The organism is Mycobacterium sp. SA01, from assembly GCF_041287105.1.
Lineage (GTDB): Bacteria > Actinomycetota > Actinomycetes > Mycobacteriales > Mycobacteriaceae > Mycobacterium.
The window spans coordinates 755,538-774,348 of record NZ_JBGGNO010000020.1; the positions used below are offsets into that span (position 1 = coordinate 755,538).

General features: G+C 66.1%; 21 protein-coding genes. 13 read left to right on the top strand and 8 right to left on the bottom strand.

Going from position 1 to position 18,811, the window contains the following annotated elements; all coding sequences use genetic code 11:
• Positions 1–21 precede the first annotated feature (21 nt).
• The 3 genes from AB4879_RS22875 to AB4879_RS22885 are packed head-to-tail and all read left to right on the top strand — an operon-like array spanning position 22 to position 2,048.
• Positions 22–792, top strand: a complete 771-nt coding sequence (locus AB4879_RS22875) for a hypothetical protein (RefSeq protein ID WP_370509393.1) — start codon at positions 22–24, stop codon at positions 790–792.
• Positions 789–1,160, top strand: coding sequence for a hypothetical protein (locus tag AB4879_RS22880; RefSeq protein ID WP_370509394.1), 372 nt, complete (start codon positions 789–791; stop codon positions 1,158–1,160). Before AB4879_RS22875 ends, AB4879_RS22880 begins: the two co-directional genes overlap by 4 nt.
• A gap of 45 nt (positions 1,161–1,205) precedes the next feature.
• Complete coding sequence (locus AB4879_RS22885) at positions 1,206–2,048, top strand: superoxide dismutase family protein (RefSeq protein WP_370509395.1); 843 nt, start codon at positions 1,206–1,208, stop codon at positions 2,046–2,048.
• Here the strand turns inward: AB4879_RS22885 and AB4879_RS22890 are convergent.
• From AB4879_RS22890 to AB4879_RS22900, 3 genes are read right to left on the bottom strand one after another with little or no spacing between them, the layout of a single operon-like run.
• Positions 2,026–3,585 carry a radical SAM protein gene (locus AB4879_RS22890; RefSeq protein WP_370509554.1) on the bottom strand — a complete coding sequence of 520 codons (1,560 nt, stop codon included), beginning with the start codon at positions 3,583–3,585 and terminating at the stop codon, positions 2,026–2,028. The genes AB4879_RS22885 and AB4879_RS22890 overlap by 23 nt on opposite strands.
• Before the next feature lie 8 nt (positions 3,586–3,593).
• Positions 3,594–4,097, bottom strand: coding sequence for a hypothetical protein (locus AB4879_RS22895; protein ID WP_233209432.1), 504 nt, complete (start codon positions 4,095–4,097; stop codon positions 3,594–3,596).
• Entirely contained in the window at positions 4,094–4,879 is a 786-nt protein-coding gene (locus AB4879_RS22900; RefSeq protein WP_370509396.1) for a prolipoprotein diacylglyceryl transferase, read from the bottom strand. Before AB4879_RS22900 ends, AB4879_RS22895 begins: the two co-directional genes overlap by 4 nt.
• 151 nt (positions 4,880–5,030) lie before the next feature.
• On the opposite strand from AB4879_RS22900, the gene AB4879_RS22905 reads away from it, so the two are divergent.
• Positions 5,031–5,777, top strand: a complete 747-nt coding sequence (locus AB4879_RS22905; RefSeq protein WP_370509397.1) for an SDR family NAD(P)-dependent oxidoreductase — start codon at positions 5,031–5,033, stop codon at positions 5,775–5,777.
• Here AB4879_RS22905 and AB4879_RS22910 read toward each other — a convergent pair.
• Positions 5,768–6,262, bottom strand: a complete 495-nt coding sequence (locus AB4879_RS22910) for a MarR family winged helix-turn-helix transcriptional regulator (RefSeq protein WP_233209431.1) — start codon at positions 6,260–6,262, stop codon at positions 5,768–5,770. The two genes, AB4879_RS22905 and AB4879_RS22910, sit on opposite strands and share 10 nt — an antisense overlap.
• A 110-nt stretch (positions 6,263–6,372) precedes the next feature.
• On the opposite strand from AB4879_RS22910, the gene AB4879_RS22915 reads away from it, so the two are divergent.
• The 3 genes from AB4879_RS22915 to AB4879_RS22925 are packed head-to-tail and all read left to right on the top strand — an operon-like array spanning position 6,373 to position 9,457.
• The gene (locus AB4879_RS22915; RefSeq protein WP_370509398.1) at positions 6,373–7,041 is read left to right on the top strand and encodes a cysteine hydrolase; all 669 of its coding nucleotides are present in this window, start codon (positions 6,373–6,375) and stop codon (positions 7,039–7,041) included.
• A gap of 19 nt (positions 7,042–7,060) precedes the next feature.
• The gene (locus tag AB4879_RS22920) at positions 7,061–7,699 is read left to right on the top strand and encodes a pyridoxamine 5'-phosphate oxidase family protein (RefSeq protein ID WP_370509399.1); all 639 of its coding nucleotides are present in this window, start codon (positions 7,061–7,063) and stop codon (positions 7,697–7,699) included.
• Positions 7,700–7,705: 6 nt separating this feature from the next.
• Entirely contained in the window at positions 7,706–9,457 is a 1,752-nt protein-coding gene (locus AB4879_RS22925) for an MOSC domain-containing protein (protein WP_370509400.1), read from the top strand.
• 4 nt (positions 9,458–9,461) lie between these two features.
• Here the strand turns inward: AB4879_RS22925 and AB4879_RS22930 are convergent, their stop codons facing one another.
• Positions 9,462–10,499, bottom strand: a complete 1,038-nt coding sequence (locus tag AB4879_RS22930) for a GTP-binding protein (protein WP_370509401.1) — start codon at positions 10,497–10,499, stop codon at positions 9,462–9,464.
• Positions 10,500–10,959: 460 nt separating this feature from the next.
• Between AB4879_RS22930 and AB4879_RS22935 the strand changes: the two genes are divergently transcribed.
• Positions 10,960–12,825, top strand: coding sequence for a glycoside hydrolase family 2 protein (locus AB4879_RS22935; RefSeq protein ID WP_370509555.1), 1,866 nt, complete (start codon positions 10,960–10,962; stop codon positions 12,823–12,825).
• A gap of 18 nt (positions 12,826–12,843) precedes the next feature.
• Here the strand turns inward: AB4879_RS22935 and AB4879_RS22940 are convergent, their stop codons facing one another.
• On the bottom strand, positions 12,844–13,116 hold the full coding sequence (locus AB4879_RS22940; protein WP_036343599.1) for a DUF6295 family protein: 273 nt from the start codon (positions 13,114–13,116) through the stop codon (positions 12,844–12,846).
• Positions 13,117–13,128: 12 nt separating this feature from the next.
• A complete protein-coding gene (locus AB4879_RS22945; protein WP_370509402.1) occupies positions 13,129–13,884 on the bottom strand; it encodes a dienelactone hydrolase family protein in 756 nt (251 codons plus the stop codon).
• Positions 13,885–13,982: 98 nt separating this feature from the next.
• Between AB4879_RS22945 and AB4879_RS22950 the strand changes: the two genes are divergently transcribed.
• Positions 13,983–14,765, top strand: coding sequence for a DUF427 domain-containing protein (locus AB4879_RS22950; protein ID WP_370509403.1), 783 nt, complete (start codon positions 13,983–13,985; stop codon positions 14,763–14,765).
• Positions 14,766–14,779: 14 nt separating this feature from the next.
• On the opposite strand, the gene AB4879_RS22955 is transcribed toward AB4879_RS22950, so the two are convergent.
• Positions 14,780–15,202: an organic hydroperoxide resistance protein gene (locus AB4879_RS22955; protein ID WP_102808917.1), complete on the bottom strand. Its 423-nt coding sequence runs from the start codon at positions 15,200–15,202 to the stop codon at positions 14,780–14,782.
• Positions 15,203–15,590: 388 nt separating this feature from the next.
• Between AB4879_RS22955 and ectA the strand changes: the two genes are divergently transcribed.
• Genes ectA through thpD form a run of 4 tightly spaced genes read left to right on the top strand, consistent with a single transcriptional unit; the run spans position 15,591 to position 18,809 of the window.
• Positions 15,591–16,178, top strand: coding sequence for a diaminobutyrate acetyltransferase (gene ectA / locus AB4879_RS22960; RefSeq protein ID WP_370509556.1), 588 nt, complete (start codon positions 15,591–15,593; stop codon positions 16,176–16,178).
• Positions 16,179–16,196: 18 nt separating this feature from the next.
• Complete coding sequence (gene ectB / locus AB4879_RS22965) at positions 16,197–17,486, top strand: diaminobutyrate--2-oxoglutarate transaminase (protein WP_370509404.1); 1,290 nt, start codon at positions 16,197–16,199, stop codon at positions 17,484–17,486.
• Between the two features lie 31 nt (positions 17,487–17,517).
• Entirely contained in the window at positions 17,518–17,910 is a 393-nt protein-coding gene (locus tag AB4879_RS22970; RefSeq protein ID WP_102808881.1) for an ectoine synthase, read from the top strand.
• Entirely contained in the window at positions 17,907–18,809 is a 903-nt protein-coding gene (gene thpD, locus AB4879_RS22975; protein WP_370509405.1) for an ectoine hydroxylase, read from the top strand. Before AB4879_RS22970 ends, thpD begins: the two co-directional genes overlap by 4 nt.
• Positions 18,810–18,811: the final 2 nt, after the last annotated feature.

Genomic DNA, 18,811 nt, shown 5'->3' on the forward strand with positions numbered 1-18,811 from the left:
GATGTGGCTGCTGATACCAATGTGACTAACCAGGAACCGCCGGTCGAGCGCCCGACATCGCAACCGGAGGCAATCGCCGAGGCCGAGCACGAGGCCGAGCAAGAGGCCGTGGCCGGTGAGCCGCCAGCCGAGCCGACTCAAGCGTCGCCGCGCAAGCAGCGGACATGGTCGATGCCGAAGTCGCCGATCACCCGTAAGCAGGCCGACGACCTCGGTCGCGGGGCGCTCAAAGCCGTGACCAGCGTTGCCCGTTTCATCGCTGCGGTTGCCCGCAACACCGCGCTCGCCGTCACGAAGATCTGGCGGGTCATCGAAGGAGTGCCCCCGGCCGTGCAGTTGTTCGGTGCCGCGGGCATCGGCATGCTGCTCGGTATCGTCGGCGCGATCACGCTGCACTCGACTGCGGGCTTGGTCTGCACAGTCGTGATCATCCCGGTCTGCGCCGCCGTCCTCGGTGCGCTCGGCCACCGGTGGTATCGCGGACTGGGTATCGATGCGACCGGGCACCTCACGCCGGCCGAGCCGACGCAGTCCGACCTGCAGCGTTCGGTCGAGTACGTCGACAAGAAGCTGGCCCTGGCCATCAACGCGTTCGGCACCGAACAACATCAGCAGGCGGTCATCGCGTTGTTCCAGGCCAAGACCGCGGTCGAGCTCACGCTGGGAACAGATCAGGACCCGCCGAGTCACGTCGACCTGTCGCTGCGCGCGGACGACTACGCCCTGCGGCCGCGGATCCGTGCCGGGTCGACTTCTGCGCTGCCAGAAAGCAATTCACTGGCGGCATCGTGACAGGGACGGAGATCACCGGTCAGGTCGCCCTCGTCGAAGACGATTACACGCTCGTCATCAACCGTGGCAGCGACGCCGGGGTGAGACCGGGCATGATCTTCGCCGTGCACTCCCCGTCAGGGCCGATGATCACCGATCCCGAATCAGGCCGGGAACTGGGCAGACTCAGCCGGGAGAAGCTGCGGGTCCGTGTCTTCGATGTGCAGCCCCTGTTCGCCCGTGCGCACACCTTCGTCGAGACCGACAGCTTCCACGGCCTGCTCCGGATTCCGTTCGTCGCGTCTGACGGAGTTGTCACGATCGACGTCGGTGACTCGGTCGAATTGATCCATCGAGACGCAACCCGAACCCGCGCCGCCGCCCAATAGCTACGAAACGCGGTACAAACGGGCGATAGCGGGTACCCGACCGCGATGGTGAATCGTGCAACCGCCGCCGCAGCGCTCATTGCGGCACCCGTGGTCGTCCTCGCAGGCTGCAACTCCGCTCAGAACGGCAGTCCTCAAACATCTGATACGACGACGTCGGGCTCCAGTGCCCAGACGATCACAGCAGAGCTGAAGTCTCCCGACGGCAAGCCCGTCGCCAACGCGACCATCGACTTCGCGAACGGGTACGCGACCGTGACGGTGGAAACCGTCGCCGGAAGCACCCTGTCCCCGGGAAGCCATGGCATGCACATTCACTCGATAGGTAAGTGCGAGCCCGACTCGGTCGCCCCGTCCGGTGGCGCGCCGGGCAACTTCCTGTCCGCCGGCGGTCACCTACAGGTCGGCGGCCGCACCGAACACCCGGCGAGCGGTGACCTGACACCGCTGTTGGTGCGCAAAGACGGTTCCGGGAAACTCGTCGCCACCACCGACGCCTTCACCCTCGACGACCTCAAAGGTCCGCAGGGCAGCGCGTTGATCATTCACGCGGGTCCCGACAACTTCGCCAACATCCCGCAGCGGTACACCCACGACGGCGTGCCCGGACCCGACGCCGAGACGATGGCGACCGGTGACGCCGGCGGCCGAGTGGCCTGCGCGGTCCTGTCGCCCGCGACCGCGAGCGCCTCCCCATCCGTCACGACGAGTACGGCGACCGTCACCGAGACGACGGCTACTCAAGCTCCGCCGGCGGAGACCAGCGCGACCACGACGCCGTCGACCACACCGACCACGACCACGACGGTGAGTCCGACCACCACGGTGACGACGTCCACCACGGTCTCGACCACGACGACACCGGTCAGTCCCCAGCCCGCGGGCTGACCGCGAGCAGCGGAAGTTGTTGACCCGCTGCGATTGACAAGCGCTGGCGGGCAAGGGCCGGCCATGCCTGCACCGCGCAGAACGGCGCGCACTGATGTTGAGCTGCGCTGGTGCCGACGTGCACGCAGCACTGCACCAGGCGTTCCTCGATCATGGTCGACATGTCCATGAACGGTTTGACTGTGATGCGGACGACCCGTTCGCCCAGCAGTCGGCGGAGCTTGCGGCGCCGCCCGGGCAGCGCCGACGACGCCATGGTCAGCAGCGTACTGATGCCGAGATCGCAACTCTCGCAAATGGTTCGCCACACTTCCCCGATATCGGGGTGCGACAGCGACGACTGCTCCGAGAGCAGCCCGAGCAGTGATTCCTTGACCGCAAGGCGCAGCTGCTGGGGGAGTTCGCTGTCGGCGATCCGGTTCGACACCAGCCCGAGTCTGGCCTTGAGACCGTCGTGGCCGAGAAGCGAGACCAGCGAGCGCCACGAGCCGGCGTCGTCGCGAATCAGATATCCGACCGAGCAGCAGTGCGGGTGCGAGCACGGTAACGCGGTCAGGTCGCGCCAGGTCACCGCACCGTTGGTCTGCGGGCCGAGTCGCTTGAGCACCCCGGTGTGGGTGAGCCGGTCCAGCGGGTCGATGTGCCCGGACCGGCCGGACCCGAACTGCGGTTGGATGCTGATCCCACCGACGTAGGGCGTGGCCAGAGCCAGTGCGACCATATCTCCGATCTCGGTGTCGTTCACCCCGAGGGCGGCCGTCATCACCAGCGTCGTGAAGATCTCTCGCTGCGACAACCGTTGCAGTGCGGTGTGTTTCACCGCGCGCAGATCCCCACCGCGGTGATGGCGATGCGCTACGTCGGTGAGTCCGTCGTATTGCAGATACACCTCAACCCGGTCGCGGTGCTCCGTCAGGAGATCGAGCAGGCTGTCGTCGTTCGCGATCCGAACACCGTTGCTGTTGATCAGTATTCGGGTGATCGGGCGAGAGGTCAGTTCGGCCAGCAGCTCGGGCATGGCCGGGTGCAGCGTCGGCTCGCCACCGGAGAGCATCAGCACGTCGAGGCGCCCGTTTTCGCGGGCCAGCCGCTGGTCGACGTTGGCGAGCACGTCGGCGACGGCAACCACGTTGCGCAGGTCCGGCGAGGAACCGGTGAAGCAGGTGGGGCAGCGCAGATTGCAGGTCTCCGCGATGTCTTCGAGAAGGATGCAGGTGTGCTGGGTCTGCATCTCCGGCAATCCGCGCAGATACGCCGACGGGATCGGATCGAAATTCCCGGCCACATCGGGGGTATGCGCCTTGGTCGGCGCGGTCCACTCCTCCAGATAGCGCAAGATCTCCGCATCCTCGTCGTAGAGGGTGCTCACCAAACCGTGTGTCCGGCAACCACGCTCGAGCCACACCCGCTCGTCGCGCTCCACGAGCCGGCCACTGAGGCGGGCGACGTCGGCCAGCGACTTCTCGGGGGCCTCGTCGTGGCAGGACGGGCAGAAGGCGGTGACGTAACGCAACAACCGGTCGCCGCGCAAACCCATCCCGGCGGTCACGTGTACAGCTCGGGGTTGAGGCCGGTACAGAATCCGACGGAGACGACGGACAGTGCCGCCCAGCCGATCATCAGGCCGAGGCCGAGGCCCTTGCCGTTGGCCTTCGCCGTGGCCAGCAATACACCGCCCCCGCCGAAAGCGATGAGCGCCAACACCACTGCGCCGAGGACCACTGTGCTGTGCCCACGCCCGTCGGACATGGCCAGTACGGCGAAGCCGATGACGAAGTTCAGCGGCATGTACAAGAACGCGCCGAGGAACACCATGCCGACCGAGATGCGCGGGGTGTGTGGCTGCCACGGCGGCGGCGCAGGCGGCGGGTAGTCGTACTGACCCGGCGGCCGGTACCCCGGTGGTGGCGGGTATCCCTGGGGCGGCGGATACCACGGTGGCTGCGGTAGGTAGGCAGGCGGCAGGGGTTGATCCGGTGGTGGGGGTGGGACGCCGTCACCCTTCTCGCCGTCACCCTTCTCGTCGTCACCCGGTGGGGGAGTCGTCATGCGGGCACCTCCTGCCGATGCGATGGGAAGCGATAGTAGCCGCGGCGGTAGCCATACCACATCCGAACGCCGACAACGGCGAGCGAAGGAAGCAGAAACCATTGCGGCCGAGTCAGATCCAGCCACACGGTCTGGTTGGCGCGGGTGAACTCGATGAAGAAGCGGAAGACGGCATAGGCCGCGACATAGATGACGAACAATTCACCCGGCCTGGTGATGCGGGACCGCAGCCACATCAGCGCGGCGAAAGCAGCCAGCTGGAAGGCGATCTCGTACACGAACGACGGGTGCATCGCCTGGCCGGTCAGGCACCCGGGACACTCGGGTGTGGTCGCGGCGGCGTGCACACCCCAGGGCAGGGAAGTGGGTCGGCCCGGGGCCTCGGTGAGGTGGCACCCGATCCGGCCGACGGCCATCCCGAGCGCGACCGCCGGTGCGAACAGATCGCCGGTCTTGCCGCGATACCCGCCGAGGCGTTTGGCGATCAGCACCCCGACATACGCTCCGAGCAGGCCGCCGAGAATGCTCTTGGAGCCGTACTCCCAGGCGCGCGCCACAGTGGGATTGGCTGCGAAATCCAGGTGACGTGCCCAGCCGGAGAGGCGCATTCCGATCGCGCCGCCGACCAGCGCCCCGGCGACCGCAACGAGCGACTGGTCGTTGACGGCCCCCCGCCGTCGCGCCTCGACCATGAACACGGCCATGGCCGTCACCACCCCGAGTCCGACGAACAGACTGTGCACCGGCACCGCCACCGGTCCGACATGCCATTCGGGGACCATGGTCCAAAACCTATCGGCAATCGTGCGAACGTGACATGTGATTGCCCGGCGAGTGGTTCGGCTCGGACCATCGCGCCGGGGTACACGATGGAATAACGTGACATATCACGTAGTTCTTCTGACCATAGGTCCCACACATCGAGGAGCAATCATGGGTCAACTCAGTGGCAAGACAGCCCTGGTCACCGGCGGCACTTCCGGCATCGGTCTGGCGACCGCGCAACGCCTCGCAAGCGAAGGTGCGCACGTCTTCCTGACCGGACGGACCCAGGAGCGGGCCGACGCGGCAGCAGCCTCGATCGGTGACGGCGCGACCGGAGTCGCGGCCGATGTCACCGATATCGCCGCCCTCGATCGTCTCGCCGACGTGATCCGGCAGCGCGGCGGCGGCGTGGACGTCATCTTCGCCAACGCGGGCGGCGGCGAGTTCGCGACTCTGGAGGATGAGACACCCGAACACCTGGCCGACACCTTCACCCGCAACGTCGGCGGCACGGTCTTCACCGTGCAGAAGATGCTGCCCCTTCTCAACGAGGGTGCCTCGATCGTGCTCACCGGATCGACGGCTGCCAGCCGCGGAGTGCCCGCATTCGGTGCCTACGCCGCATCCAAGGCCGCCATCCGCTCACTGGGCCGGACCTGGGCGGCGGAGTTGGTCGGCCGCAAGATTCGGGTCAACACCGTGGTCCCCGGGCCCGTCGAGACACCGGGACTCAAGGGACTGGCACCCGACGGTCAGCACCAGGCCCTGCTCGACGGCGAGGCTGCGACAGTGCCGATGGGCCGCGTCGGCGAACCCGACGAAATCGGCTCTGTGGTGGCGTTTCTCGCCTCTGACGCGAGCAGTTTCATGACCGGATCCGAGATCTTTGTCGACGGCGGGTCGGTTCAGGTCTGATCCGGGCTCGGCAAGGTTCCCTCGCGCAGGATGCTGTTGTAGACCACCGCCAGGATGTCGGCCAATTGCTCGTCCTGGCGGGCGTCGAGGTCGGAGAAGAACAACGTGCGAACCCACTCGGCGTGCAGCGGCGCCGCCGACCGCAGCGTGTCCCAGCCGGCGTCGCTGAGCAGCACGTCGGTGGAACGGCCGTCGGTGTCCGATCGCACGCGGTCGACCAGTCCGCGCCCGGCCATCCGTTGAAGGTGGTGGGACAGCCTGCTGCGTTCCCAGCCGATCGTGGTCGCCAGCGCGGTGAGTTGGGTCCGCCGGCCCGGCGCCTGCGACAATGCGTTCAGCACCGTGTAGTCGCTGAGCGACAAGCCGCAGTCGGCCAGCAGTTGCCGGTTCATCTCGTATTCGAGCCGGTGATACACCCGCATGTAGTTGAGCCAGGTCCGCTGCTGGGAAGCGTTGAGCGGATAGTTCTTACGGCGTGCGGCCACCCGTGGTGCTCCTGCCTGGAAAATGTGACGTGTCACGCATCGTAGATCTGCTCGCACCGCGTTCAGCGACGTTTCACAACGTGTCCAGTCGGTGGTGGCACACTCACCGCATGGATATTGACTCCAGCGATACCGCCGTCGTCGTCATCGACCCGCAGAACGACGTGCTGAGCCCGACGGGTAAGAACTGGGCGGTTTTGGCGGCGTCGGTGACGGAGAACAACACCGTGCGAAACCTGGTCGAGCTGTTCGCCGCTGCCAAGGCGGCCGGCTATCCGGTGGTCATTTCGCCGCACTACTTTTATCCCACCGACCACAACTGGCTTTTCAACGGACCGCTGGAGTCCGACGAACTCAGCACCGGCACGTTCGCCCGCCACGGTGCTCTGACCCTGGACGGCTTCAGCGGATCCGGCGCCGACTGGCTCGAGGAGTTCAAGCCGTTCATCGAAGACGCCTCGACGATCGTGGCCAGCCCCCACAAGGTGTGGGGACCCCAGACCAACGACCTGGTTCTGCAACTGCGCAAGCGCAGGATCACCAAGGTCGTGTTGTGCGGCATGCTCGCCAACATCTGTGTGGAATCCCATCTGCGGGATCTGCTGGAGCAGGGGTTCGAGGTGGCGGTGGTCCGCGACGCCACCGCGGGGCCCCGGCATCCGACCAGGGGTGACGGCTATCAGGCGGCGCTGGTCAATTACGCGTTTCTGGCGCACGCTGTGCTGAGTACCGCCGACGTGGTGTCAGCCATGGCGGTTCCGACGGAAGGCGCGACGTGACGGAATCCCGGCCACCGACATGAGCAAGCATTACGCGTCGATCGCCTTCACCGACGATGTCCGCGCCGTGCAGAGCGACCACGGCAGCGACGCGTTCTACGGCCGCAAGATCGTCGCCGGTAAGGCCACCCCGGGCCGCGACTCGCTCACCGAGGACGAGAAGGACTACCTGAGCGAACGGGACGGCTTCTATCTGGCTTCGGTGTCGGAGACCGGGTGGCCCTACGTGCAGTTCCGCGGCGGCAACCCGGGATTCATCCACGTCCTCGACGACCACACCATCGGCTGGGCCGACTTCCGGGGAAACCTGCAATACATCAGCACCGGCAACATGGCCGGTGACGACCGGGTGGCGATCATCGTCCTCGACTACGCCCACCAGCGCAGGCTGAAGATCTTCGGGCACGCGCGCATCGTGACCGCAGACCAAGACCCTGCGTTGCTGAAGATGCTGACCGACGAGACCGACGACTCGGTGGTCGAGCGGGCCGTCCTGGTCGATGTCGAGGCCTACGACTGGAACTGCCAGCAGCACATCACTCCACGCTTCAGCGCGGCTGAGCTCGAACCCGCTCTGGAACCCCTGCGCGCCAAGCTGGCGGAGCTGCAGGCTGAAAACGACCGGCTGCGTGCCCAACTCGACGACCAGAAGGGGTGAGCACCGATGGCGACACTGGTTTCGGTCAATGTGGGACTCCCCAAGGACGTGCAGTGGAACGGGCGCACGGTGTACACCGGCGCCTGGAAGGCCCCGGTGTCTGGTCCGCGGATGGTGCGCCGGCTCAATATCGACGGTGACGGCCAGGGTGATCTCGGCGGCCACGGCGGCGAGAACCGTGCTGTGCTGGTGTATCAGGTTGCCTCCTATGAGTATTGGGCCAACGAACTCGGTCGAGACGACTTGGGCCCGGGTGTGTTCGGAGAGAACCTGACCATCGACGGGCTTCCCGACGACGAGGTGTGCATCGGTGACCGGTACCAGATCGGCGATGTCGTCCTGGAGGTGACCCAACCCCGGGTCACCTGTTATCGCGTCGGGATGCGGCTCGGCGAACCGCGAATGGCCGCGCTGCTGGTGTCGCATCACCGGCCCGGGTTCTATTGCCGGGTGCTGGCCGAAGGTGAACTCGCGGCGGGCCAGGAGGTGGTCAAGGTCGCCGACGGTCCGCAACAGGTGAGTGTCGCCGAGATCGACGCTCTGCTCTACCTTCCCGGGCATCCCGGCGACGCCCTGGAGCGCGCTGTCGCGATCCCGGCGTTGAGCCCGGGATGGAGAGCTTCGCTGCAAAGCCTGTTGGAGCAAGATTCGGCAACCGGCAACACGGGCCTGACCGGAGTGGCGCCACCACCGCCGGCCTGGCCCGGCTTCCGCTCGCTGAAGGTGACCGCGGTGCGCGACGAGAGCCGACATGTCCGTTCTGTGTCGCTGGCCGACCCCACGGGCGAGCCGTTGCCGACATGGCTTGCCGGCCAATCGATCGTGCTGCGGGTGGCGGTCGGCCCCGATGGGCCATCGCTCGTCCGCAACTACTCGTTGTGCAATGAGCCGGGCATGCCGGAATACCGCATCGGCGTCAAGCGGGAAGCGATGGGCACCGTCAGCGCGTACATCCACGATCATGTGACGGTCGACGACCTCATCGAGGTGGCGGCGCCGCGGGGGAGTTTCTTCCTCGACGACAGCCCGCAACCGGTGGTCCTGATTTCGGCCGGTGTCGGGGTGACACCGGTCTTGTCGATGCTGCATGCGCTGGCCGAGAGCGGCTCCGAACGCCCCATCTGGTGGCTGCACGGCGCGCGTGACGGCACCGAACTGCCGTTCGCCGCGGAGGTTCGCGAGCTACTGAATCGACTGCCGCACAGCCAGTCTCGGATCTTCTTCAGCAGCCCGGGCGCTGATGACCGCCCCGGTGTCGAGTTCGATGAGCAGGGCCGGCTGACCGCGCAGGCGTTGAGCGCGCTGGGCCTGCCGACGCAGGCACAGGTGTTCGTCTGCGGCCCGGAGCCGTTCATGGACACCGTGACCGAGGCCCTCCTCGTGTTGGGTGTCGACGCCCACAACATCCACTCCGAGCGGTTCGGTGCACACACGGCGATCACGCCCGGCATCGCGGCGGCCACCGCCCGCCCCCCACACCAACCGGAGGGTCCGCCCGGTCCTGGCCCCAGCGTGCAATTCGCGCGAAGCGCGCTCTCCACTCCGTGGCGGCCCACCGACACCAGCCTGCTCGAGTTCGCCGAAGCCTGCGACGTGCCCACCCAGTGGTCGTGCCGCACCGGCGTCTGCCACACCTGCGAGACGGCGCTTCTGGCCGGCCGGGTCCGCTACGCGCTCGACCCGCTGGAACCGCCGGCCGAAGGAAACGTATTGCTGTGCATCGCCGTACCGGCCGAGGACGTCGTCGTCGATCTGTGAGCGGTCAGGACTTGGTGAGGTAGCGCTGCCAGCGCCGCTGGACGGTGGTCGACGCAGGCCCGTCGGCAGGCCGCAGCGCATCGGTCATCCGGGTCCGGACGGTCGCGGTGTCGAAGTGGGTTCCGATGGCCACGAGGTGGTTGTCCGTTCCTGGCGCGACGGCGCTTCGGGCGATGTGCACAGCGGGCCCGACGACGTTGACCACAAAGCCCTGCACGGCGGTGCGATGTCGCACCGCCAGCCGGCCTTTCATCCGGTACACCCCGGAGGGTGGGAATTCGAGCAGTTCGAGCAGCCGCCCCGGGTCGATCGGCTCGGTGGCCGTCACCGTCACCGATTCGGCGTGCACATGGTCGTGCTCACCCACCGTGTCTTCGAACAGCGCATCGCGAAAGGACAACTGGCCGGTCTCGTCGGTGGCCGCGGCGACGTCGTACAGCAGGGCCGGGTCGATGCGTCCGTTCGTGGCCCCGATGACGTGGGCACGTGAATTGCGTTCGCGTACCCGGGCTTCGACCCGCGCCAGAACGGCATCGTGGTCCTCCGCCGGAACCTGATCGAGCTTGTTGACCACCACCAGTGTTGCCGCGCCGTACCGGGCGGGGGCCACGCCGCCGCGGTCGACGGTCTTGAAGTGCTGTACGGCATCGACCACATCGACGACGCCACCGTCGCGAACTCCACCGATCTCGCTGAAGCCGATGATGCGGGCCAGTGCCGCGGGATCGGCCAGCCCGCTGGCCTCCACGATGATGGCGTCCAAGCGCAGCTTGGGATCCGCGAGCCGGGCCAGCGCGGCGTCCAACTGTCCGTCGTCGGGGAGGCAGCAGATGCACCCGCCGGCGATCGAGGCGGGCTCGTCGATCTGCCCGCTGATCAAGCCGGCGTCGACGTTGATCTCGCCGAAGTCGTTGATTACCACCCCGATCCGAGCCTGCGGGGTGCGCAACACGTGATTGAGCAGCGTCGTCTTACCCGCACCCAGATGACCGGTGAGCGCGATCACCGGGATCGTTGCGCCGCTGACAGTCCGGGACACCACGTTCCAGATGGTGCCACACTGGGCCGCGCCCCGGCTCGCCGCATCATGGCGCGTTTGCTGGAAGTTGTGAATGTCCACATCCTGGCGGGCAAAGGCCAAGGCCGTCGCGGTCGCGGTTCCGCAACGCCCTGCATACTGTCCGGCCGGCCCGAGGCTTCGAACATTGCTGGGCGAAACACCCTCTTAGACAGTGGCTACCTCGCTGGTGGCGGGATAAAGTTCCTCAGGCAATCGCATCTTCCGGTCCGTTTCGCGGCACTGTCGCGCGGCGCCGCTGGATCCATGTCAGGACCGAATCGTGCTGTTTGCTGTGTACAAGCGGCCGTGCGCGGGGGCGCGCGCCGTGGTCGTCTCGAGCTCGGGGGGAACAATCGTCACCGATGGGCAAGCGCTGGCAGCCCGCGGGCGGGTGTGGGCCGGCCGTGGCGTCGTGGTGGCGTTGACCCTGCTGCTCCTCACGATGTTCGGACACCCGCCGGCGAACGCGGTCGTGATGTGGCATCCCAAGGCTGCGTTGCTGCCCACTCCGTGGACCAAACTGGTCGGGCCGGAGAACGCGCTGCCCGACTACCCCCGTCCGCAGATGACACGGGCGTCCTGGATGAACCTCAACGGTGTGTGGGGTTACATGGGTCGGTCAGCGGGAACGGTGTTGCCCGCACCGCCCGCGCCGAGCGCCTACCGCGAACAGATCCTCGTCCCGTACCCGGTCGAGTCGGCCCTGTCCGGCATCCAGCGTCACGACGACGAGATGTGGTACCGCAAGGTGGTCAAGCTGCCGAGCAACTGGGTGGGGCAGCACGTGCTGCTGCATTTCGGTGCGGTCGATCAGATCGCGACGGTCTGGGTGAACAACCACGAGGTGGCCCGACACGAAGGCGGCTACACCGAATTCACCGTCGACATCACCCGGGCGCTGCAGTGGCCGGGTCCCCAGGAGATCACCGTCCGCGTCCAGGACCGCAACGACGCCAATCCCTTTCCGATCGGTAAGCAACGCAATCGACCGAAGGGGCTGTTCTACACCGGTGCCTCCGGGATCTGGCAGACGGTCTGGATGGAGCCGGTCCACGCCACCTACATCAACAAGGTGGACATCAGCACAAGTCTGACCGGTATGACCGTCACCCCCCGCATCGCCGGGACGAAGGGCCAACGCGCTGTGGTGTTCGTCGTCAAGCCCGACGGTGGCCGGGTGGTGGCGGTCGGTTCCGCCGGAGCCGGTGACACCATTCGCCTTCCGGTGCCCGAACCGCACCTGTGGACACCCGACGATCCGTACCTGTACGACCTGAAGGTGGCGCTGGTGGATCCGTCGGGCAAGGTTGTCGACGCGGTCGCCAGCTACGCCGGTCTGCGGACGATCGGGACGATGCCCGATTCGCAGGGGCGGCCGCGAATCGCGTTGAACAACAGGATCACGTTCCTGCACGGCCCGCTCGACCAGGGGTACTGGCCGGACGGCATCTACACCGCGCCCACCGACGACGCGCTCAAGTCGGACCTGCTGCGGATCAAGGATCTGGGCATGAACTTCGTGCGCAAGCACGGCAAGGTGGAACCCGCGCGCTGGTACTACTGGGCGGACAAACTGGGCCTGATGGTCTGGCAGGACATGCCGTCGCTGGATGTGTCGCTGGACGTTCCGGTGGGCCCGGCCCCGGAGCCCTCGGCCGCCGCGAAGGCCAACTTCGAAAAAGAGCTGCTGGCAATGATCGACCAGCTGCGCAGCGTGACGTCGATCGTCGGCTGGGTGCCGTTCAACGAGGGCTGGGGAGAATTCGACACCGCCCGGATCGCCGGCGTCACGAAGGCCGCGGATCCCACTCGGATGGTGGACGCCAACAGCGGAGTGAACTGCTGCAAGTCGCGTGGTGACACCCTGGCCGGCGACGTCTACGACGATCACACCTATGTCGGACCGGGCGAACCTCAGATCCACGACGACCTGATGAAGGCGCATTCGAAAGGTCCAGTCCCGGTGGACAATCGGGTGCGCGTCGACGGCGAATACGGTGGGCTTGGACTGGTGCTCGACCAGAACCGCTGGCCGGGGCGACCGGAAGCCTACGAAATGGCTGACAGCCCGGCGCGACTCACCGAGCGGTATGTCCAGGTCAGCCGGCGATTGGAAGACATCGTCCGCAGGACAGGTCTGTCCGGGGCTATCTACACCCAGACCACCGATGTCGAGAACGAGGTCAACGGCTTCTTGAGCTATGACCGCTGGCAGGTCAAGATGCCGATTGCCGTTGTGGCCGAACGCAATCGCGCGGTCATCGCTGCGGGAACCCCCGGGATGGTGCCGCCAGACGTTCGCCGGTGAGGGTGATTGCGGCGCGCTCTACTGGTCGCGCGACGCGAGGCCGGCGGGGGCGTGCCCGATGGCCCGGTGGATGGCATCGGCCAACGCCAACGCGCTTTCTTCGGTCAATTCCAGTGCCACCCGGGCCGCGGGTCCCAGCGCCGGATTGAGCACGTCGATGTTCACCGTGTGGGTGTACGGCGCGTGCACCGGGTGGTCGACGTAGACGGTGGCCCGGTCGGCGCCGAACCATCCCGTCGCGCCCTTCCCGCTGCCCTCGATGACGACCCGTTCGGTGAGATAGGTGCACATGAGATCGGAGACCTAGCCTTTCAGGTAAGTGGCGAAGAAGGCGTCGATGCGTCGCCACCCGTCGACGGCGGCGTCGACGCGGTAGGCGGGCCGGTCGACGGAGAAGAACGAATGGCCCGCGCCGTCATAGCTGTGGAACTCGTGCGGCTTGCCGAGTCGGGTCAGCTCCGCGTCGAGGATCGCCACGGCTTCGGGCGTCGGGAACCTGTCCTCGGCACCGAACAGCCCGAGCATCGGGGCGCTCAGGCTCGGCGCCAGGTCGAGGATCGGCTTCATCGCCTTGGGCATTCCCTCCGGCGGATCCTCGACGATGAACGCGCCGTAACAGTTGACCGCGGCGTCGAACGGCAACGAACATGCCGCCAGGAACGCGTGCCGTCCACCTGAGCAGTGACCGATCACGCCGAATTTCCCGTTCGCGCCGGGCAGTCCGCCGAGATGGGCGACCGCGCCGGCCACATCGCCGACCAGGCGCTCGTCGGGCACACCGCCGGCGGCCCGGGAGGCGGCCGCGGCATCGTCGGGATCGGCGCCGGGCGCTTCCCGCGAATACAGGTTGGGGCACACCACGTGGTAGCCGCTGACGGCGAGCCGACGGACGAACTCCTTGGTCTCCCGGTCGTAGCCGGGCATGTGGTGGATCCACACGAGACCGCCGCGCGACCCGCTGGTCAGCGGCCCGGCCCAGTAGGCCTCGATCTCGTCGCCGCCGTGTCCCTTGATCGTGATGGTCTCCGCGCGGATCGCGTCCGAGCCCGCTCGTGTCATCGCACCGCTCCTTGGTTGATTCTGCCCGCCGCTGGTTTACCCGCCCCGCCGCTCGTCATGATGGAAGGCGACGTGATCCACGGCAAGGGAGTCCCATCGTGAATACCGCATCCGAGCAACCGGCGACCGATTATCCACAGGTGGCTGCGGCCCGCGGCCGGATAGAACCGTCGCCCCGCCGGGTCCGCGGCTTCCTCGGCACGGAGCTGATCTTCGACACCACAGCAGCGCGGTATGTCTGGGAGGTCCCGTATTACCCGCAGTACTACATTCCGCTGGCCGACGTGCGATCACAGTTCCTGATCGATGAGGACCATCCGCAGCGCGTGCAGTTCGGCCCGTCGCGCACATGTGCCGTGAGTGCCGGGTCACAGACGCACCCGTCGGCGGCGCGAGTGTTCGACGCGGGAGAGGGGCCGGTCGCCGGCCTGGTCCGCTTCGACTGGGCAGCGCTGAACTGGTTCGAGGAGGACGAGCCGATCTATGGCCACCCCCGCAACCCCTACGCGCGCGTCGATGCGCTGCGCTCCCACCGTCACGTGAGGGTGGAACTCGACGGTGCCGTGCTGGCGGACACCCACAGTCCCGTTCTGCTGTTCGAAACCGGTTTGCCGACAAGGTATTACATCGACCGCAGCGACGTCGCGTTCGAGCATCTCGAGCCGTCGGACACCCAGAGTCTGTGCCCGTACAAGGGCGTCACCTCGGGTTACTGGTCGGTGCGCGTCGGCGACACCCTGTATCCAGATCTGGCCTGGACCTACAACACTCCGCTGCCTGCGGTCGCCTCGATCGCGAACATGGTCGCCTTCTACAACGAGAAGCTGGACATCAGCGTCGACGGCGCCGAGTTGCCCCGGGCGCACACGCACTTTTCCTAGCGTCCGGTCTGACCTCAGTCGTCGGTGACGGTCAGCTTCACATCGATGTTGCCGCGGGTGGCGTTCGAATAGGGGCAGACCTGATGCGCCTTGTCCGCCAGCGCCACCGCGGTCTCATGGTCGACGTTGGGTAGCACGATCTCCAACTCGACCGCCAGGACGAAGCCGCCGGCGTCATTGCTGCCGAGTGAAACCTTAGCTCCCACAGCTGAATCGGAGACGTCAGCCTTCTCCTGCCGGCCAACGAGCCGCAAAGCGGAGTGATAGCACGCGGCGTAGCCGACAGCGAACAGCTCCTCGGGGTTGGTTCCGGTACCCGTGCCGCCGAGTTCTTTCTGGATGCTCAGATCGACATCCACCTTGCCGTCGGAGGTTCGGCCGTGCCCGTCGCGCCCATCACCGGTGGCCAGCGCTTCAGCGGTGTACAGAACCTTCATCGGAGTTCCTTTCCAGTTGGTCATGCAGGGAAGCCATGGCTTGCAGCGTTTTACCATCGCACCACCAGAGCATAGGGCACAATCAAGTTGTGCACAACCCAAATGCTGCGAGCGATGCGGTCGGGCGAAGATTTACCACCGGCAATGGTTGTCGGAGCGCAATCATCGGCGTGAGTGTTTGGTAACGATTTGGTAACGCCGGTCTGGGGTGATGCTGATCTCGATGCGCCTTATCGGCGCAGGTAACAAAGGCGCTGCCGTCGTCACGCCGCGTTCGCCGTGTGGTCTCACAGCTTGCTCACAACGCTTTGCGGGCCTACGGTCAGCTCGCCGAAGATTTGAACTGACGACGACGATGACTTGTTCGGTGGTGAGATTTCAACCCGAGATGAATGCTTCCAACACCCGCGGGCTGCAAAGCCCGTGGACTACTGATATACCTGGCGTGACCAGGCAACACGCGTCCTGGGAACGCCACCTGCGGTGCCCCTGCTCGACTGACGCCGTCGCGATGCGGCGGTTGGTCGACGCGACAGGGGTGCTCGACGTGAATTCGACATACGCCTATCTGCTGCTGGCCACGGATTTTGCCAAGTCTTCCATTGTGGCGGAGCGCGACGGCGAACTCTGCGGTCTGATCACCGGGTATCACCCCCCGGAAAGGCCGGAGGTGCTGTTCGTCTGGCAGGTCGCGGTGACCGAACGCGCGCGGGGCACCGGCCTGGCGGCGGCGATGCTCGACGAACTCGTGAATCGCGTGCGCCGAGCACGACACGGCCATCCGCTGACCGTCGAAGCCACGGTCGCCCCCAGCAATGGGCCGTCCCGTGCATTCTTCGGTGGCTTCGCCCGCCGTCACGGCGTCCCGATGACCGAGCGGCCGTACTTCGGCGCCGAGCTTCTCGACCCCGAGGGTGAACACGAAGACGAACCGATTCTGAGTATCGGGCCGATAGCGGCCGCTCTTTCCGACTGAACCCACCCGAAAGGAAACATGACAACCCAGGCAATGGCGCCTTCGTTCAACGACTCTCAGCTACCCGACGTCTATGACGCCGTCGAGTCGGAGGTGCGCAGCTACTGCCGCGGCTGGCCGGTCGAGATGGCCGGAGCCAGCGCTTCCTGGTTGACCGATACCAGCGGCCGACGTTATCTGGACTTCTTCGCGGGTGCGGGGGCTCTCAATTACGGGCACAATAACCCGCTTCTCAAGCGGCCGCTGATCGACTACCTCAGCCGCGACATGATCGTGCACTCGCTGGACCTGGCAACCGAGGCGAAGACCGCTTTCCTCGAGACATTTCAGCGACTGATTCTCGCTCCGCGGGGCATGGACTACAAGGTGCAGTTTCCCGGGCCCACCGGCACCAACGCGGTAGAGGCGGCACTGAAGCTGGCCCGAAAAGTGACCGGCCGGGAGTCAATAATCAACTTCACCAACGCTTTTCACGGAATGACATTGGGGTCGCTGTCAGTGACCGGCAATTCCATGAAGCGTGCCGGAGCGGGTATCCCATTGGTTCATGCGACGCCGATGCCGTACGACAATTACTTCGACGGCGTCACCGAGGACTTTCACTGGTTCGAGCGAGTGCTCGACGACTCCGGTGGCGGGCTGAACCGTCCGGCCGCCGTGATCGTCGAGACCGTGCAGGGTGAGGGCGGGCTCAACGTGGCGCGGGCGGAGTGGCTGCGCGCTCTGGCCGAGTTGTGCAATCGGCGCGAGATCCTGCTGATCGTCGACGACGTCCAGATGGGTTGCGGCCGGACCGGTAAGTTCTTCAGCTTCGAGGAAGCCGGTATCAGGCCCGACATCGTGACACTCTCCAAGTCGATCAGCGGCTACGGGCTTCCGTTGGCGCTCACCCTGTTCCGGCGCGACCTGGATGTGTGGGCGCCCGGAGAACACAACGGCACCTTCCGCGGTAACAATCCGGCTTTTGTGACGGCCACAGCGGCGCTCGAAGCGTATTGGCAGGACACCACCTTCGCTGACCAGACCCTCGCCAAGGGCGGCCTGATGCGGGAGCGTCTGGACGCCATCGCGGCCGCGAACCCCGAGATCAGCGCCCGCGGACGTGGTATGGCGCAGGGGCTGAAATTCGAGGATGCGCCGACAGCCGCCAAGGTATGCCGTGCCGCGTTCGAGCGCGGCGTGTTGATGGAAACCAGCGGTCCCGCAGACGAAGTCGTCAAGTTGCTACCGCCACTGACCACTCCGGACGCCGAGATCGTGCTCGGCATCGACATACTCGCCGAGTCGGTCGCCAGCACGTTGTCCTGACATCGGCCATATCAGCAAAAGGAGTTCACCTGTGATTGTCCGTACCACTGACGAGATCACCGGCACCGATCGTGACGTGGCCGCCAAGGAGTGGAGGTCCAAGCGCATCATCCTTGCCGGCGACGGCGTTGGATTCTCGTTCCACGAGACCACCATCAACACCGACTCGGTCAGCGAATTTCATTACCGCCACCACGTCGAGGCCGTGTGGGTTGTCGAGGGCAGCGGGACGTTGACCAACCACGAGACCGGTGAGCAGTATCCGCTCGCCCCGGGCACGATGTATCTGCTCAACGGCCATGAGCGCCACCGGGTGACGTGTACCGAGCAGATGCGGATGATGTGCGTCTTCAATCCGCCGGTGACCGGTACCGAGGTACATGACGAGACGGGAACCTACCCACCCGCGGAGCCCGCGAGGTGAGCGGTCACCCCCACGACAACTACCCGACCCGGCTCGAGCGCCCGGCCGACCCGATCGCTCGAATCGAGCCGACGGTGTGGGGCGAGGGCAACGACGGACCGCTGTCCGACCAGGACCTGCAATCGATGGCGGCCAACGGCTACCTGGCTCGTCCGCAGACACTCGGGCAAGACTGGCTCAGGCCGATGGGTGATGAGCTGGCTCGTATCGGCGGCCTGATCGGTGATGACGATCCGCGCATCGTTCGCGAGCGGCAGGGCGGCATCCGTTCGGTGTTCGAGCCGCATCTGTTCAGTGACGTCATCGCGGAAGTCATCGGCCTCGACACCGTTCTACCGGTAGCGCGTCAATTGCTGGGCAGCGACGTCTATCTCCACCAGGCCCGGGTCAACCTGATGCCGGGCTTCACGGGGACCGGCTTCTATTGGCATTCGGACTTCGAGACGTGGCACGCCGAGGACGGTATGCCGACGATGCGGGCGGTGTCGTGCTCGATCGCGCTCTCCGAGAACTACCCCTACAACGGCTCACTCATGGTCATGCCCGGGTCGCACAGGACGTTCTATCCGTGTGTGGGTGCTACGCCGAAACGCAACCACACGTCCTCCCTGGTCCGACAGGAAGTCGGCGTACCCGATCAAGCAACCCTGACCGCGGCAGCCAATCGGTATGGAGTGGACCAGATCACCGGCCCGCCCGGCGCCGGATTGTGGTTCGACTGCAACATCATGCACGGATCGGGATCCAACATCACACCGTTCCCACGGTCGAACATCTTCCTGGTGTTCAACTCGGTCGAAAACAAGCTCGGCCGGCCCTTCGCGGCGGCCGAGCCGCGCCCCGAGTATCTCGCCGCGCGCACCACCGAGCCGTTTTCCGTGCAGTCCGCGACCGCATAGGT

Coding starts and splice junctions, on each gene's coding strand:
- AB4879_RS22940 (WP_036343599.1), bottom strand. CDS start 13,116: ATGTGCACCTATCTCACCGAACGGGTCGTCATCGAGGGCAGCGGGAAG.
- AB4879_RS22925 (WP_370509400.1), top strand. CDS start 7,706: ATGGCGACACTGGTTTCGGTCAATGTGGGACTCCCCAAGGACGTGCAG.
- AB4879_RS22920 (WP_370509399.1), top strand. CDS start 7,061: ATGAGCAAGCATTACGCGTCGATCGCCTTCACCGACGATGTCCGCGCC.
- AB4879_RS22915 (WP_370509398.1), top strand. CDS start 6,373: ATGGATATTGACTCCAGCGATACCGCCGTCGTCGTCATCGACCCGCAG.
- AB4879_RS22895 (WP_233209432.1), bottom strand. CDS start 4,097: ATGACGACTCCCCCACCGGGTGACGACGAGAAGGGTGACGGCGAGAAG.
- AB4879_RS22955 (WP_102808917.1), bottom strand. CDS start 15,202: ATGAAGGTTCTGTACACCGCTGAAGCGCTGGCCACCGGTGATGGGCGC.
- AB4879_RS22890 (WP_370509554.1), bottom strand. CDS start 3,585: ATGGGTTTGCGCGGCGACCGGTTGTTGCGTTACGTCACCGCCTTCTGC.
- ectB (WP_370509404.1), top strand. CDS start 16,197: ATGACAACCCAGGCAATGGCGCCTTCGTTCAACGACTCTCAGCTACCC.
- AB4879_RS22885 (WP_370509395.1), top strand. CDS start 1,206: ATGGTGAATCGTGCAACCGCCGCCGCAGCGCTCATTGCGGCACCCGTG.
- AB4879_RS22905 (WP_370509397.1), top strand. CDS start 5,031: ATGGGTCAACTCAGTGGCAAGACAGCCCTGGTCACCGGCGGCACTTCC.
- AB4879_RS22945 (WP_370509402.1), bottom strand. CDS start 13,884: ATGACACGAGCGGGCTCGGACGCGATCCGCGCGGAGACCATCACGATC.
- AB4879_RS22935 (WP_370509555.1), top strand. CDS start 10,960: ATGTTCGGACACCCGCCGGCGAACGCGGTCGTGATGTGGCATCCCAAG.
- ectA (WP_370509556.1), top strand. CDS start 15,591: ATGAATGCTTCCAACACCCGCGGGCTGCAAAGCCCGTGGACTACTGAT.
- AB4879_RS22900 (WP_370509396.1), bottom strand. CDS start 4,879: ATGGTCCCCGAATGGCATGTCGGACCGGTGGCGGTGCCGGTGCACAGT.